Source organism: Stenotrophomonas maltophilia group sp. msm1 (assembly GCF_032025805.1).
Taxonomy (GTDB): domain Bacteria; phylum Pseudomonadota; class Gammaproteobacteria; order Xanthomonadales; family Xanthomonadaceae; genus Stenotrophomonas; species Stenotrophomonas hibiscicola.
Genome location: NZ_JAVSKH010000001.1, coordinates 820,126 through 833,624 on the forward strand (window position 1 = coordinate 820,126; position 13,499 = coordinate 833,624).

General features: G+C 67.9%; 13 protein-coding genes. 11 read left to right on the plus strand and 2 right to left on the minus strand.

Annotated elements, in window-relative coordinates:
* Positions 1-10 precede the first annotated feature (10 nt).
* The 5 genes from ROV95_RS03570 (at position 11) to ROV95_RS03590 (ending at position 5,148) form a co-directional block, all read left to right on the plus strand.
* Positions 11-445 carry a hotdog fold thioesterase gene (locus ROV95_RS03570; RefSeq protein WP_021204081.1) on the plus strand — a complete coding sequence of 145 codons (435 nt, stop codon included), beginning with the start codon at positions 11-13 and terminating at the stop codon, positions 443-445.
* A 121-nt stretch (positions 446-566) separates the two neighbouring features.
* Positions 567-1,358, plus strand: coding sequence for a lysophospholipid acyltransferase family protein (locus ROV95_RS03575; RefSeq protein WP_019661944.1), 792 nt, complete (start codon positions 567-569; stop codon positions 1,356-1,358).
* Positions 1,359-1,410: 52 nt separating this feature from the next.
* A complete protein-coding gene (locus tag ROV95_RS03580; protein ID WP_312543808.1) occupies positions 1,411-2,400 on the plus strand; it encodes an alpha/beta fold hydrolase in 990 nt (329 codons plus the stop codon).
* A 56-nt stretch (positions 2,401-2,456) separates the two neighbouring features.
* Positions 2,457-4,526, plus strand: a complete 2,070-nt coding sequence (locus ROV95_RS03585; RefSeq protein WP_031270642.1) for a tetratricopeptide repeat protein — start codon at positions 2,457-2,459, stop codon at positions 4,524-4,526.
* A 10-nt stretch (positions 4,527-4,536) separates the two neighbouring features.
* Positions 4,537-5,148 carry a YbhB/YbcL family Raf kinase inhibitor-like protein gene (locus tag ROV95_RS03590; protein ID WP_312543077.1) on the plus strand — a complete coding sequence of 204 codons (612 nt, stop codon included), beginning with the start codon at positions 4,537-4,539 and terminating at the stop codon, positions 5,146-5,148.
* A 239-nt stretch (positions 5,149-5,387) separates the two neighbouring features.
* On the opposite strand, the gene ROV95_RS03595 is transcribed toward ROV95_RS03590, so the two are convergent.
* The gene (locus tag ROV95_RS03595) at positions 5,388-6,215 is read right to left on the minus strand and encodes an META and DUF4377 domain-containing protein (RefSeq protein WP_312543080.1); all 828 of its coding nucleotides are present in this window, start codon (positions 6,213-6,215) and stop codon (positions 5,388-5,390) included.
* A 73-nt stretch (positions 6,216-6,288) separates the two neighbouring features.
* A complete protein-coding gene (locus tag ROV95_RS03600; RefSeq protein WP_111097740.1) occupies positions 6,289-7,083 on the minus strand; it encodes an undecaprenyl-diphosphate phosphatase in 795 nt (264 codons plus the stop codon).
* Between the two features lie 225 nt (positions 7,084-7,308).
* Here ROV95_RS03600 and glnA point away from each other — a divergent pair, with 225 nt between their 5' ends.
* From glnA to ROV95_RS03630, 6 genes are all read left to right on the plus strand, one after another.
* The gene (glnA, locus tag ROV95_RS03605; RefSeq protein WP_019661939.1) at positions 7,309-8,718 is read left to right on the plus strand and encodes a type I glutamate--ammonia ligase; all 1,410 of its coding nucleotides are present in this window, start codon (positions 7,309-7,311) and stop codon (positions 8,716-8,718) included.
* Positions 8,719-9,064: 346 nt separating this feature from the next.
* A complete protein-coding gene (locus tag ROV95_RS03610) occupies positions 9,065-9,403 on the plus strand; it encodes a P-II family nitrogen regulator (protein ID WP_004134334.1) in 339 nt (112 codons plus the stop codon).
* A gap of 22 nt (positions 9,404-9,425) precedes the next feature.
* Positions 9,426-10,856 (plus strand): ammonium transporter, encoded by a 1,431-nt coding sequence (gene amt / locus ROV95_RS03615; protein ID WP_312543084.1) that lies wholly within the window; start codon positions 9,426-9,428, stop codon positions 10,854-10,856.
* Between the two features lie 221 nt (positions 10,857-11,077).
* Positions 11,078-11,824 carry an N-acetylmuramoyl-L-alanine amidase gene (locus tag ROV95_RS03620; protein WP_206621525.1) on the plus strand — a complete coding sequence of 249 codons (747 nt, stop codon included), beginning with the start codon at positions 11,078-11,080 and terminating at the stop codon, positions 11,822-11,824.
* Between the two features lie 67 nt (positions 11,825-11,891).
* Positions 11,892-13,067, plus strand: coding sequence for an MltA domain-containing protein (locus ROV95_RS03625; RefSeq protein WP_312543091.1), 1,176 nt, complete (start codon positions 11,892-11,894; stop codon positions 13,065-13,067).
* An 84-nt stretch (positions 13,068-13,151) separates the two neighbouring features.
* On the plus strand, positions 13,152-13,466 hold the full coding sequence (locus ROV95_RS03630) for a hypothetical protein (RefSeq protein WP_021204073.1): 315 nt from the start codon (positions 13,152-13,154) through the stop codon (positions 13,464-13,466).
* The last annotated feature ends 33 nt before the right edge of the window (positions 13,467-13,499 follow it).

Here is a 13,499-nt window from a genome sequence, read left to right on the forward strand (position 1 = left end):
AGGTGACCGCATGACCCAGGTGTTCCGCGAAGCCGTTTCCCTCGAGCAGCTCAATGCGCTCAGCCGCAACACGGCGATCGAATCCCTGGGCATCGTCTTCAGCGCAGCGGGCGAAGACTGGCTGCAGGCCACCATGCCGGTGGACCAGCGCACCCGCCAGCCCTACGGCATCCTGCACGGCGGGGCCTCGGTGGTGCTGGCCGAGACGCTGGGCAGCAGCGCCGGCAACCTGTGCGTGGATACCGCAAAACAGGTCTGCGTGGGCCTGGAGATCAATGCCAACCACGTGCGGGCGGTGCGCTCGGGGATTGTCACCGGCACCGCCCGCGCACTGCATGTGGGCCGCAGCACCCAGCTGTGGGAGATCCGCATCGAGGACGAGCAGGGTCGCCTGGTATGCATTTCGCGGCTGACCCTGGCGGTGGTGGCGGCCGGCCACGGTTGAGCCCCCGGTCGGGCGTGTTGACGACGGCAGAACCCAGCGTTCCCCACCGATTGCCCCGGTCAATGGCGGTTATGGCCTAAATCGGCTGGCAGCTGCTGCGACGCTCCGGTATCGTGCGCGGATGACTTCCCCCACTCCGGCCCCCCGTGGCGGCGTGGCGCGTGTGTGCCGTTACCTGTACCGCGTACCGCTGCTGTTGGTCCACATCACCGTGTTCCTGCCGCTGATCCTGATCGGCATGCTTCCGCCGTGGGGCGAGCTGCGCGTGGGCGAGGATACCCTCGGGGCGAAGGTGGTGAACTGGTGGCAGGGGGGCCTGATGTGGATCTTCGGCTTCCGCCTGGTGCAGATGGGCGCGCCGCTGCCCGGTGCCGTGCTGTTCGTGGCCAACCATGTCAGCTGGGTGGACATCTGCATCCTGCACAGCCAGCGCATGATGGGCTTCGTCGCCAAGCGCGAAATCGCCAGCTGGCCCCTGGTCGGCTGGCTCGCTGCGCGCGGGCAGACCATCTTCCACCAGCGTGGCAACACCGAGTCGCTGGGCGGGGTGATGCAGGTGATGGCCGATCGCCTGCGTGGCGGCAAGGCAGTGGGCGTGTTCCCGGAAGGGCGCACCCGCGGTGGCCACGAAGTGGGGCCGTTCCATGCCCGCATCTTCCAGGCCGCGGTTGAAACCGGCGTTCCGGTGCAGCCGGTGGCGCTGGTCTATGGGCTCAAGGGTGACGCACAGACCATCGTGGCATTCGGCCCCGGCGAGAGCTTCTTCGCCAATTTCCTGCGCCTGCTCGGTGAGCCGGCGCGGCGTGCGGAAGTGCACTTCCTGGCACCGATCGGTGCACAGGACCTGGAAGGCCGTCGGCGCATCGCGGAGACCTCGCGCGCGCGCATCGTGGCGGCCATGAGCACCGGTTGAGGGCACGGTGGCCCTGGTTCCGCCACCTGTCCTGGACGCCGGTACGCCGACGTTGCATGCGGCTGACTACCAGCCGCCGCGCTGGCTGCGCAACCCGCACCTGCAGTCGATGCTCAGCTCCAGCCGCATGCGCCTGCAGCGCGGCCTGCTGCTGCTGGCGGCCACCGGCGCGGTCAGCGAAGAGCTGATCCTCGACGGCGGCGATGGCGTGCGCCTGCAGGGCTGGCACAGCCATGTCGAAGGCCGCGAACCCAAGGGCATGGCCCTGCTGCTGCATGGCTGGGAGGGCAGTGCCGAATCCAGCTACATGCGCATGGCGGCCGCGCGCATGATCGAACAGGGTTTCGATGTCGTGCGCCTGAACTTCCGCGACCACGGCAACACCCATCACCTGAACCCCGGCATCTTCCACTCCAACCTGATCGATGAAGTGGTGCATGCCGCAGGAGACATCGCCCAGCGCTGGCCGCAGCTGCCGCTGGTGGCGGCCGGCTACTCACTGGGCGGCAATTTCGTGCTGCGCTTGGCCCTGCGCGCGCCGGCCGCCGGCGTGCCGCTGCTGCGCGTGGCCTCGGTGTGCCCGGTGTTGGACCCGGGGCTGACCATGGAGAGCATCGAGAATGGTCCGGCAATGTACGATTGGTACTTCCGACGCAAATGGGCCGGCTCGCTGCGCCGCAAGCGCGATCTGTTCCCCGAGCTGAGCGACTGCGACGACCGCGTGTTGAAGCTGGATATCCGTGCGCTGACCGCCTGGTTGGTTGAACGGCATACCAGCTTTGGCTCGCTGCAGGCCTATTTCGATGGCTACTCGATTGCCGGTGACCGCCTGTCGGCCCTGCAGGTGCCGGCCGACATCCTGATGGCGCAGGACGACCCGGTGATTCCCTATGCGACCTTCAGCGACTGGCAGCTGCCGCGCCACGCGCGCCTGGAGACCGCCTGCTGGGGAGGCCACTGCGGTTTCCTGGAAAACTGGCGGGGCGATGGCTTCTCCGAACGGTGGGTGGCGCAGCGCCTGCAGCGGGTGCTGACGGGCTGAACCGGCACCGGCGCGTGGACCGCTACAATGCGGGTTTGCACTCGAACCGGACCGCCATGCAAGACCAGATCATCCAAGCGTTGCGCCAGAACCAGGCCGACCAGGCCGTGCAGCTGGCCCAGGCGTGGACCCGTGACGAACCCGGCCAGGCCGGGGCCCACCGCTGGCTGGCGCTTGCGCTGCAGCAGCAGGGCAAGGCCGAAGATGCCATGGAGGCCCTGCAGCAGGCATTGCAGCTGGCCCCCGATGATGCCCAGCTGCACCTGCAGCACGCTGGCCTGCTGCTTGCCCTGCGCCAGTACCAGGGCGCGGACGAGGCACTGGCGCGCACCACCGGCCTCGACCCGAATTCCTTCGCCGCCTACCTGATGCAGGCGCACCTGGCGGTTGGCCGCAATGACTTCGACGAGGCACAACGCCTGTCCACCCTGGCCTCGCGCGTGGAGCCGGACCACCCCGAGCTGCTGACCATCGACGGCATGATCGCGCTGCGCCGCGATGACCCGGACCGTGCGCTGGTGCTGCTGTCGGCAGCCAACAAGGCCCAGCCGAATGACACCCGCGTGCTCTATGCGCTGGGCTTTGCCTACCTTGGCAAGGACATGCTGGCATTCGCCGAGCAGGCGTTCCGCCGCGTGCTGGAACTGAACCCGGCCATCAGCTCGCTGCATGGCCTGGTGGTGCAGCTGGCGCTGCGCCAGGGCAACGTGCCGGCGGCGGCCGAAGCCATGGAGGTGGCCCTGCGGCAGCCGGAGCTGGACGTGCCGGCGATGCGGCGCCTGGCCGGTGAGCTGGCGTTGCGCAACGGCCAGCCGCTGCAGGCGCTGGACCATCTGCTGCCCTTGCTGGAAGCGATCCCCGATGACCGCCAGCTGCTGCAGCTGCTGCTGATGTCCTGGCAGCGCCTTGGCCGCGAAGACGAGGCGCGTGCACGCCTCGACGCTGCCCTGGAGCAGCACCCGCAGCTGCATGATCTGTGGCTGGCGCGCCTGGCCGTGGAAGAAGTTGGCAGCCCCGCTGCCGCGGCGACCGTTGAACGCTGGATGGACGCCATGCCGGGCCACCTGCCGGCGCTGGAAGCACGCCTGCGCCTGCACGACATGGTGGGCGAGCACGAGCAGGCCGAAGCCATTGCCGAGCGTATCGTCAGCATTGAACCGGGGCGTGTCAGTGGCGAAACCCGCCTGGTTGAAGGGTTGCTGCAGCGTGATCCGCCTGCTGCAGTGGCCCGCGTGCAGGCGCTGGTCGAGCAGGCGCCGGAAGCGCATCGCGCCGATCTGCGCACCTGGATGGGCGAGATCCAGGACCGTGCCGGCCAGCCGCAGGAGGCCCTGCGTACCTGGCTGTCGCTGCAGGCCGACCAGGCCCCGCAACGCCTGCCGCTGCCACCGCAGGCCAAGTCTCCGCCAAGCTGGCCGGAGAAGGGTGAGATTGACGGCAACACCAGTTCCGCGCCGATCTTCCTCTGGGGCGCGCCGGGCTCGGGCGTGGAGCGCGTGGCGACCGGCCTGGCGGCCGCCAGCCCGGTGCTGCGCAGCGACCGCTACACCAGCAACCCGCCCGACGATGCGTTCCAGAACTACAACACGCTGCAGGATCTCGCTTCGGGCGTACTGACGCCGGAGCGGCTGGTGCAGCGTTGGCGCGAACAGCTGCCGGCGCGTGGCCTGCAGAGCGATACCGTCATCGACTGGCTGCTGTGGTGGGACAACGCCCTGCTGTGGGCGTTGCGCCCGCAGCTGCCGCAGGGGCGACTGGTGCTGGTGCTGCGTGATCCGCGCGACATGCTGCTGGACTGGGTGGCCTACGGTGCCGCCGCGCCGCTGGCGATGACCTCGCTGGCCGAAGCCAGTGAATGGCTGACCCGCGCGCTGAACCAGATTGCCACGCTGCATGAGGACGACCTGTACCCCCACGTGCTGCTGCGCATCGACCAGGTCGGCAACGATCCGCAGGCGATGGCCGAACTGCTGGGCCGCCTGTTCGAGCGGCCGATGCCGCCGGCGGCGCAGTTGGGCGCGCCGCGCTTCCCGCCCGGCCACTGGCGCAACTACCGCGACGTGATGAGCGCCGCCTTCGCCCAGCTCACCCCGGTTGCGGTGCGCCTGGGTTACCCGGAAGAGTGAGGAGATCCTGATGCAGCTGACCAGTAACAGCCTGACCAATGGCGCACCGATTGATAGTGAGTTCGCCGCCGGCGATGCCAATGGTTTTGCGCCCGACCGCAACCCGCACCTTGCCTGGAACGGGGCGCCGGCCGGCACCCGCTCGTTCCTGCTGGTGTGCGTGGACCCGGACGTGCCGACCGTGCCGGAGACGGTTGGCCGCAACGACATGAGCGTGCCGCGTGACCAGCCACGTTGCGATTTCGTGCACTGGGTGATGGCCGATATTCCGGCCTCGGTGCAGGAGATCGCCGCAGGAAGCTGCAGCGACGGCTTCGTGGTGAAGGGAAAGCCCGCACCCGCCGGTCCGGCCGGCAGCCGCCAGGGCCTGAACGACTTCACCGGCTGGTTCGCGGGCAACCCGGACATGGCCGGTGATTACCTGGGCTATGACGGCCCGTATCCGCCGTTCAACGACGAGCGCATGCACCGCTATTTCTTCCGGGTATTCGCGCTGGACGTGGTGTCGCTGGACCTGCCGCAGCGCTTCACCGCCGCCGACGCGTACCGCGCCATGCACGGCCACGTGCTGGCCGAAGCCGCACTGCACGGCACCTACACGTTGAACCCGGCGCTGGGCTGAGGCGGCATGACGGGTCGTGGGGGGGGGGGGGGGGGGGGGGGGGGGGGGGGGGGCGGCGGGCGGGGGGGGGGGGGGGGGGGGGGGGGGGGGGGGGGGGGGGGGGGGGGGGGGCTGGCGGGGGGGGGCGGGCGGGGGGCGGGCAACGCCCGTGTGCTGCCGGATCCGCGCATGGCAGCAGGCCAGCGGCCGGCTCTACCCACAACGAAGAAGGGCGGCCTCTCGGCCGCCCTTCCATCGTTTTATTTCTTCTCGATGGCCGACTCGACCACCATGTCCAGCACGTACGCCTGCGACGGCGCATCGGCCGGCGGGTTCTTCACCTCGTAGCGCTTCACGCGCACCACGTTGCGCACGCCGTCTTCGTGGGTGTAGCCCTCGATGGTGCCGTAGAAGTTCTCGAACTTGCCCGGCTCGCCCTGCTTCAGGCCCTTGTCGTCGAACTTCACTTCACGCACCTGCAGGCACTGGTAGTCCGGGATCAGCGGGTGCGAGCACTTCTCGGTTTTCGCGGCCACTTCCAGGAACACGGTTTCGCCGGCGCCGCCGTAACGGGTTTCAGCGGTCGGTTCCGGGTTGAAGACCAGCGTGTCGCCCTTGGCGGTGGTCAGGGTCAGCCTGCCATCAGCGTCCTGCTTGGCCTTCAGTTCGCCCTGCAGCCGGCTCGACACGGCCTCGTCCAGCGCCATCAGCGCCTTGTCGGTGCAGGCCATCATGGTCGAGGCCATCGCACTGACCGTCAGCTTGCCAGCGTCGAAGGTGTAACCACCGCCCATGCGGTTGCAGGTGTTGCTGACCGACAGGCGGCCGTCAGCGAAGTCGAGGGTGACCGGCTTGTCCTGGCGGGCGAACAGCGCGTCGATGCGCTTGCCGTCGGCGCCGGTGGCCTGCTGCAGCAGCCAGTGCTGGCTCTGCAGGCGCTGCGCGTCCAGATGCGCCAGCGTCTGCTGGTCCGCTGCCTTGGCCGCGGCCGGGGCCACGTCATCGCCGCCGGTGCCGGCCGGGGCCGGGGTCTGGCTGCACGCGGCCATCAGGGCCAGCGGGAGGAGCAGGGTGAGCTTGCGGTTCATGGTGATTCTCCTTGGGGAACCGTGGGGGAAACGGGGTGGGGCCGGCATTGGGGTTACCGTGCCCCGGTGCTGTTCAGCTGCCGGAGGGCAACCACAGCAGCAGCGCCGCGCCCAGCGCGATGCGGTAGAGGGCGAAGGCCGTGAACCTGTGCGACTTGATGTAGCCCATCAGCCACTTCACTACGACGAAGCCGGTGACGGCCGCGGCAAGGAAGGCCACGCCCACCTCGGTCCAGTTCTCGCTGCCCAGCTGCCCGTCCCTGGCCAGTTCCAGGAAAGTGTAGGCACTGGCGGCGAACATGGTGGGAATGCCGACCAGGAACACGAATTCGGCCGCCGCCGCGCGGCGGCTCAGGCCCAGCAGCATGGCCAGGAAGATCGCCGAGGCTGAGCGCGAGGTACCGGGGAATACGCCTGCCACCACCTGCGCCAGGCCGACGCCGATCGCCACGGTCCAGGTCACCTGGTCGCGGTCAGGCAGGCGCGCGGTGTAGGCCTCCACCAGCAGCATCCAGACACCGCCGATGATCAGCGCCCAGGCCACAGGACTGACCGTCTCCGGCAGCGACCAGCCGGCTTTGCGTACCACCAGGCCGACCACGGCGGTGACCAGGAAGGCCGCCCCCAGCTTGAATACATACTCCCGGTTCTCACGCTGGTTGAAGCCGGTGGCCAGCTGCAGCAGGCGCTGGCGGAACACCAGCACCACCGCGACGATCGCGCCGGCCTGGATGACGATGTTGAAGAAGTCCGAGCGGGCACCCAGCCAGTGCTGGGCAATGAGCAGATGGCCGGTGCTGGAGATCGGCAGGAATTCGGTCAAGCCTTCGAGGATGCCCAGCAGCAGGGCGGAGAGCAGGTCGGACATGGACGGTGCGGGCACGCGCGGCAGGAAGGAAGAAGGTCGAGAGGATAGACGATCCCTGCTGCACCAAACGGGTGCGCCTGCTGCCGACTGCACCCGTTTGGTGCGCGCTGTTCCGCACCGGTGCGGGGCGGGCTTAGGGAAATCAACGACTTGCGGGTCGCAAAAAAGTTGGCACGGTCATTGCTGTACCTCAGCAGGCATTCATCCCCATCCGAGGTCGTACCGATGTCCGTGGAAAACGTTGAGAAGCTGATCAAGGACAACCAGATCGAATTCGTCGATCTGCGTTTCGTGGACATGCGTGGCGTCGAGCAGCACGTCACCTTCCCGGTCAGCATCGTCGAGCCGTCGCTGTTCGAAGAAGGCAAGATGTTCGACGGCAGCTCGATCGCCGGCTGGAAGGGCATCAACGAATCGGACATGGTGCTGCTGCCGGACCCGTCCAGCGCCTACGTCGATCCGTTCTACGCCGATCCGACCCTGGTGATCAGCTGTGACATCCTCGATCCGGCCACCATGCAGGCCTATGGCCGCTGCCCGCGCGGCATCGCCAAGCGTGCCGAGGCCTACCTGAAGTCCTCCGGCATCGCCGAAACCGCGTTCTTCGGCCCGGAGCCGGAATTCTTCATCTTCGACTCGGTCCGTTTCGCCAACGAAATGGGCAACACCTTCTTCAAGGTCGACTCGGAAGAAGCGGCATGGAACAGCGGCGCCAAGTATGACGGCGCCAACAGCGGCTACCGTCCCGGCGTGAAGGGCGGCTACTTCCCGGTTCCGCCGACCGACACCCTGCACGACCTGCGCGCCGAGATGTGCAAGACCCTCGAACAGGTCGGCATCGAAGTGGAAGTGCAGCATCACGAAGTGGCCACCGCCGGCCAGTGCGAGATCGGCACCAAGTTCAGCACCCTGGTGCAGAAGGCCGACGAGCTGCTGCGCATGAAGTACGTCATCAAGAACGTCGCGCATCGCAACGGCAAGACTGTCACCTTCATGCCCAAGCCGATCGTCGGTGACAACGGCAGCGGCATGCATGTGCACCAGTCGCTGTCCAAGGGCGGCACCAACCTGTTCTCCGGTGACGGCTACGGTGGCCTGAGCCAGCTGGCGCTGTGGTACATCGGCGGCATCTTCAAGCACGCCAAGGCCATCAATGCCTTCGCCAACTCGGGCACCAACAGCTACAAGCGCCTGGTGCCGGGCTTCGAGGCGCCGGTGATGCTGGCCTACTCGGCCCGCAACCGTTCGGCCTCGTGCCGCATTCCGTGGGTGTCCAATCCGAAGGCGCGCCGCATCGAAATGCGCTTCCCCGACCCGATCCAGTCCGGCTACCTGACCTTCACCGCGCTGATGATGGCCGGCCTGGACGGCATCAAGAACCAGATCGACCCGGGTGCACCGAGCGACAAGGACCTGTACGACCTGCCGCCGGAGGAAGAGAAGCTGATCCCGCAGGTCTGCTCCTCGCTGGACCAGGCGCTGGAAGCGCTGGACAAGGACCGCGAGTTCCTGAAGGCCGGCGGCGTGATGAGCGATGACTTCATCGACGGCTACATCGCGCTGAAGATGCAGGAAGTGACCAAGTTCCGCGCGGCCACCCACCCGCTGGAATACCAGCTGTACTACGCGAGCTGACCGGGCGCGATGGCGGTGGGTTCCCCCTCCCACCCGCCGCCATCGCTTCCGTTCTCGCGGCTGGGGAGCCGCAGGGCGGGCGCAGGCCCGCCGTTGTAGAGCGGACTGTCAGTCCGCTGCATTGGAACGCGAGCCATTGGCCCGCTTATCCAGGGGCAAGAGAGAGACCGGATACGCGACCAGGGCCGCCCTCCCTCCCGCGTCGGTCGCGCAAGGAGAGAGGCACGGCCGTCCCGGCCCTGTACGTGTCCGGTGCAACAGCCACGGTCATCATCCTGATGACCCGTGGTTGCCTGATGCCAACGCGCGCTGGCGCGCTGGCCCCATCCACCCTCGGGACATGCGCATGAAACTGATCTCCGCCATCATCCGACCGTTCAAGCTCGACGAGGTCCGCGAGGCCCTGTCCGATGCAGGCGTGTCGGGCATCACCGTGACCGAAGTGAAAGGTTTCGGTCGCCAGAAGGGCCACACCGAGCTGTATCGCGGTGCCGAGTACGTTGTCGACTTCCTGCCCAAGATCAAGATCGAAACCGTCGTCACCGACGAACGTGCCGACGCGGTGATCGAAGCGATCCAGTCGTCTGCCGGCACCGGCAAGATCGGTGACGGCAAGATCTTCGTGACCGCTGTCGAGCAGGTCATCCGCATCCGCACCGGCGAAATCGGCGCCGACGCGCTGTAAGCCCCCTTCCGGAGACTCCCCCATGAAGATGCGCCTTCTCACCGGGTGGCAAGCCCGGTTCCATCTGGTGTGCCTGTTGATGCTGCTCAGCGCGCTGGCCGCTGGTGCCTGGCCGGGCAGCGCCCACGCCCAGGCACAGGTGTCGCCGCTGCCGAGCGAAACCGTGGCGGTCGAGCCGCTGCACGATCCGGCCGCCACCGCCGCCGCGCCGGCCGTGGCCGAAGCGGCCGCTGCCTATGATCGTGGCGACGTCGCCTGGATGCTCACCTCCACCCTGCTGGTGCTGTTGATGGTGGTTCCAGGCCTGGCCCTGTTCTATGGCGGCCTGGTGCGTTCGAAGAACGTGCTGTCGGTACTCAGCCAGATCCTGGTGGTGTTCTCGCTGGTGCTGCTGCTGTGGGTGGCCTATGGCTACAGTGCGGTGTTCAGCGCCGGCAATCCGTTCTTCGGCTCGTTCACCGAATTCGCCTTCCTCAAGGGCTTCACTCCGGAGTCGGTGGGCAATACGCCGATCAAGGGCCTGCCGGATTACCTGTTCGTCGCCTTCCAGTCGACCTTCGCCGGCATCACCACCGCGCTGATCGTCGGTGCCTTCGCCGAGCGCATCAAGTTCCGTGCGGTACTGCTGTTCTCGGCACTGTGGTTCACCCTCAGCTACATCCCGATGGCGCACATCGTCTGGGGCGGCGGCTACCTGGGTGAACTGGGCGCGATCGACTTCGCCGGTGGCACCGTGGTCCACATCAATGCGGGCGTGGCCGGCCTGGTCGGCGCGTGGCTCGTCGGCAAGCGCCTGGGCTACGGCCAGACCGCGCTGAAGCCGCACAACGTACCGTTTACCTACATCGGCGCCATGCTGCTGTGGGTAGGCTGGTTCGGCTTCAACGCCGGTTCCGCCGCTGCGGCCGATACGGTGGCCTCGCTGGCCTTCCTCAATACCGTGCTGGCCACCGCCGCCGCCGTGCTCGGCTGGACCCTGGTGGAAGCGATCGGCAAGGGCAAGCCGTCGGCGCTGGGTGCAGCCTCGGGTGCGGTGGCCGGCCTGGTCGGCATCACCCCGGCCTGTGGCACGGTCGGCCCGCTTGGCGCGATCGTCATCGGCTTCGTCGCCGGCGTGGTCTGCGTGTGGGGCGTGACCGGCCTCAAGCGCCTGCTGAAGGTGGACGACACCGCCGACGTGTTCGGTGTGCATGGCGTCGGCGGCATCGTCGGCGCGATCCTCACCGGCGTGTTCAGCGCGCAGTCGCTGGGCGGCACCAAGGCCGATCTGGATATCGGCCACCAGGTGTGGGTGCAGGTGGTCAGCGTCGGTCTCACCGTGGTGTGGTCGGCGGTGGTGACCGCGGTCATCCTGCTGCTGGTAAAGGTCGTGGTGGGCCTGCGCGTGACCGAAGAAGCAGAGCGCACTGGCCTGGATGTGACTTCGCACGGCGAGTCTGCCTACGAGGCCTGAGGTAGCGGCGTACTGACGTGGTGGGTGCCGACCGTTGGTCGGCACTTCCCCTGTCCTGGTTCTGGTAGGTGCCAAGCTTGCTTGGCACAGGGTCCGGGTCTGCTCTGGTGGGTGCCGACCGTTGGCTGGCACGGCCGGAGTGGCGCATCCACGCATGGCGTGGATCTACCGAATCTTTCTTGTGACATGCACCCTCGCGCCAGATCGCGCACAATCAGGCCATGCCTCCGATCCGCACCACACTGATGCTCTCGGCCTGCCTGTTGCTGGCCGCCTGCGCTTCCACGCCACGGGAAACGCGCAACCCGCTCGCCACCTGGGTGCCTTCGCCCAACCAGAACGCGCGCACGCCGGTCATCATCGTCATCCACCACACCGAGCAGAAATCGGTGCAGCAGAGCCTGCATACGCTGCGTACCGCCAACAGCGGTGGACCGGTCAGCGCGCACTACCTGATCGGCGCCGATGGCCATCGCTACCAGCTCGTCGCCGATGAGCGCCGTGCCTGGCATGCCGGCGCCGGGCGATGGGGCACCATCACCGATCTCAACTCGGCCTCGATCGGCATCGAGCTCGACAACGATGGCCGCAGCCCGTTCAGTGCGGCGCAGATCGAATCGCTGATCGTGCTGCTGCGCGACCTCACCACCCGCCTGAACATCCCGCCGCGCCAGGTGATCGCCCACGCCGACCTGGCACCGACGCGCAAGCAGGATCCGAGCCGCTTCTTCCCGTGGCAACAGCTGGCCGAGGCCGGCTTCGGCGTGTGGCCGCGCGCGGCCGACGGCGCGGCACCGGAAGGCTTCGACGCGTGGAATGCGCTGGCCCGCTTCGGCTATCCACTGGACAACCGAGAAGCCACCGTCGCCGCCTTCCACCGCCGTTTCCGTGGCCGCGACGACCTGCCCAAGGCGCTGGATGCCGAGGACGCCCGCATCCTGCATTCGTTGCTGCTGCAGATGCCGTGACTCCGCGCATGAACGCTTGACCCCGCGCCGGGTTGCCGCCCAGCGGCCGGCCCGCCACCATGGCGGCATGATCGATTCCGCTACCTTCTTCAAGCGCACGCACTGGACCCTGTTGGCAGCGGCGGTGCTCGCCGGTTGCGCCACCACCGCTCCCCGCACGGGTTCCGAAGCGCCCACGGCGACCTCACCGCCGGCGGCCACCTACGCCAAGGTCGACTGGAAAGCCCTGCCAGCGGTCTCAAACAGCGATCTGCAGGCCGGCTTCGTTGCCTGGCGCAGCAGCTGCACCCGCCTGAAGAACGACGCTGCCTGGGCCAAGCCCTGTGCCACCGCCGCAGCCGTGTCAGACAAGGACCCGGCCGCGATCCGCCAGTTCCTGCAGCGCGACCTCGATGCCTATGCGCTGCGTGCCGGTGGCCATCAGGCCGACGGATTGATCACCGGTTACTACGAGCCGATCTACCCCGGCAGCCTTACCCGTACCGATAAGGCCACGGTGCCGGTGTACGGCACGCCGGATGATCTGATCGTGGTGCAGCTGGACAGCCTCTACCCGGAACTGAAGGGCAAGCGCCTGCGCGGGCGGGTTGAGGGCAAAGTACTCAAGCCCTATGACGACGCCGGCACCATCGCCGCCAAAGGCGTAAATGCGCCGGTGCTGGCCTGGCTGACCGACCCGATGGACCTGCAGCTGCTGCAGATCCAAGGGTCCGGCCGCGTGCGCCTGGCTGATGGCACGCAGGTGCGGCTGGCCTATGCCGAGCAGAACGGCCACCCCTACCGTGCGATCGGTCGCTGGCTGGTGGACCAGGGCCAGCTGAAGAAGGAAGACGTCACCATGGACGCGATCCGCGCCTGGGCCCGGGCCAACCCCGCGCGCGTGCCGGAACTGCTGCGCAGCAATCCCAGCTACGTGTTCTTCGTGCGCACCCCGGACAGCCCGGAAGGCCCGCGCGGTTCACTGAACGTGCCGCTCACCGCGGGCTACAGCGTGGCGGTGGACCGCACCGTGGTGCCGCTGGGCAGCCTGCTGTGGCTGTCCACCACGCGCCCGGACGGCAGTCCGGTGGTGCGCCCGGTGGCCGCGCAGGACACCGGCGGCGCCATCGCCGGCGAAGTGCGCGCGGACCTGTACTGGGGCAGCGGCGATGCCGCCGGCAAGCTGGCTGGCGACATGAAGCAGAAGGGCAACATCTGGATGTTGTGGCCGAAGGGCGTGGCGTTGCCAGCGCCGGCCCGCTGAAGCGCCCACCTGCGCGCTGCGAGGTCGGGCGATAATGGCGCCATTCCGCACTTTCCGGCCGCGCCTGCGGCCAGGGCCCCTGCAATGACCTACGCAAAGCACAACGCAAAACCCGGCGCGAAGTCCGCCGCAAAGAAGTACTACAAGCACTGGGCCGAATCGGGCCTGGGCAAGGGCAACGTGCTGATGGAAGCGCGCGGCGAGAAGATCGTGCGGCAGGTGGAAATCTACGGCACCAGGATGGTCTGGGCCGACGAGCATGCCCACAGCGACGACCGCTTCCTGCTGGCCGACCAGCCGGTGTCGTTCCTGGATTTCGACGAGGACGACGAAATCTCCGCGCGTGAATTCGAAGCCGCCTGGAAGAAGGCACGGGAAGCCACCGGCTACCCGGTGTAATCCCCCCGGCTCCCGCCCTTGTAGCGCCGAGCT

Excerpts from the sequence above, each read along its gene's own strand:
- ROV95_RS03595 (WP_312543080.1), bottom strand. The coding sequence starts at position 6,215 with ATGAACCGCAAGCTCACCCTGCTCCTCCCGCTGGCCCTGATGGCCGCG.
- ROV95_RS03585 (WP_031270642.1), top strand. The coding sequence starts at position 2,457 with ATGCAAGACCAGATCATCCAAGCGTTGCGCCAGAACCAGGCCGACCAG.
- ROV95_RS03620 (WP_206621525.1), top strand. The coding sequence starts at position 11,078 with ATGCCTCCGATCCGCACCACACTGATGCTCTCGGCCTGCCTGTTGCTG.
- ROV95_RS03570 (WP_021204081.1), top strand. The coding sequence starts at position 11 with ATGACCCAGGTGTTCCGCGAAGCCGTTTCCCTCGAGCAGCTCAATGCG.
- ROV95_RS03610 (WP_004134334.1), top strand. The coding sequence starts at position 9,065 with ATGAAACTGATCTCCGCCATCATCCGACCGTTCAAGCTCGACGAGGTC.
- ROV95_RS03625 (WP_312543091.1), top strand. The coding sequence starts at position 11,892 with ATGATCGATTCCGCTACCTTCTTCAAGCGCACGCACTGGACCCTGTTG.
- amt (WP_312543084.1), top strand. The coding sequence starts at position 9,426 with ATGAAGATGCGCCTTCTCACCGGGTGGCAAGCCCGGTTCCATCTGGTG.
- ROV95_RS03575 (WP_019661944.1), top strand. The coding sequence starts at position 567 with ATGACTTCCCCCACTCCGGCCCCCCGTGGCGGCGTGGCGCGTGTGTGC.
- glnA (WP_019661939.1), top strand. The coding sequence starts at position 7,309 with ATGTCCGTGGAAAACGTTGAGAAGCTGATCAAGGACAACCAGATCGAA.
- ROV95_RS03600 (WP_111097740.1), bottom strand. The coding sequence starts at position 7,083 with ATGTCCGACCTGCTCTCCGCCCTGCTGCTGGGCATCCTCGAAGGCTTG.
- ROV95_RS03630 (WP_021204073.1), top strand. The coding sequence starts at position 13,152 with ATGACCTACGCAAAGCACAACGCAAAACCCGGCGCGAAGTCCGCCGCA.
- ROV95_RS03590 (WP_312543077.1), top strand. The coding sequence starts at position 4,537 with ATGCAGCTGACCAGTAACAGCCTGACCAATGGCGCACCGATTGATAGT.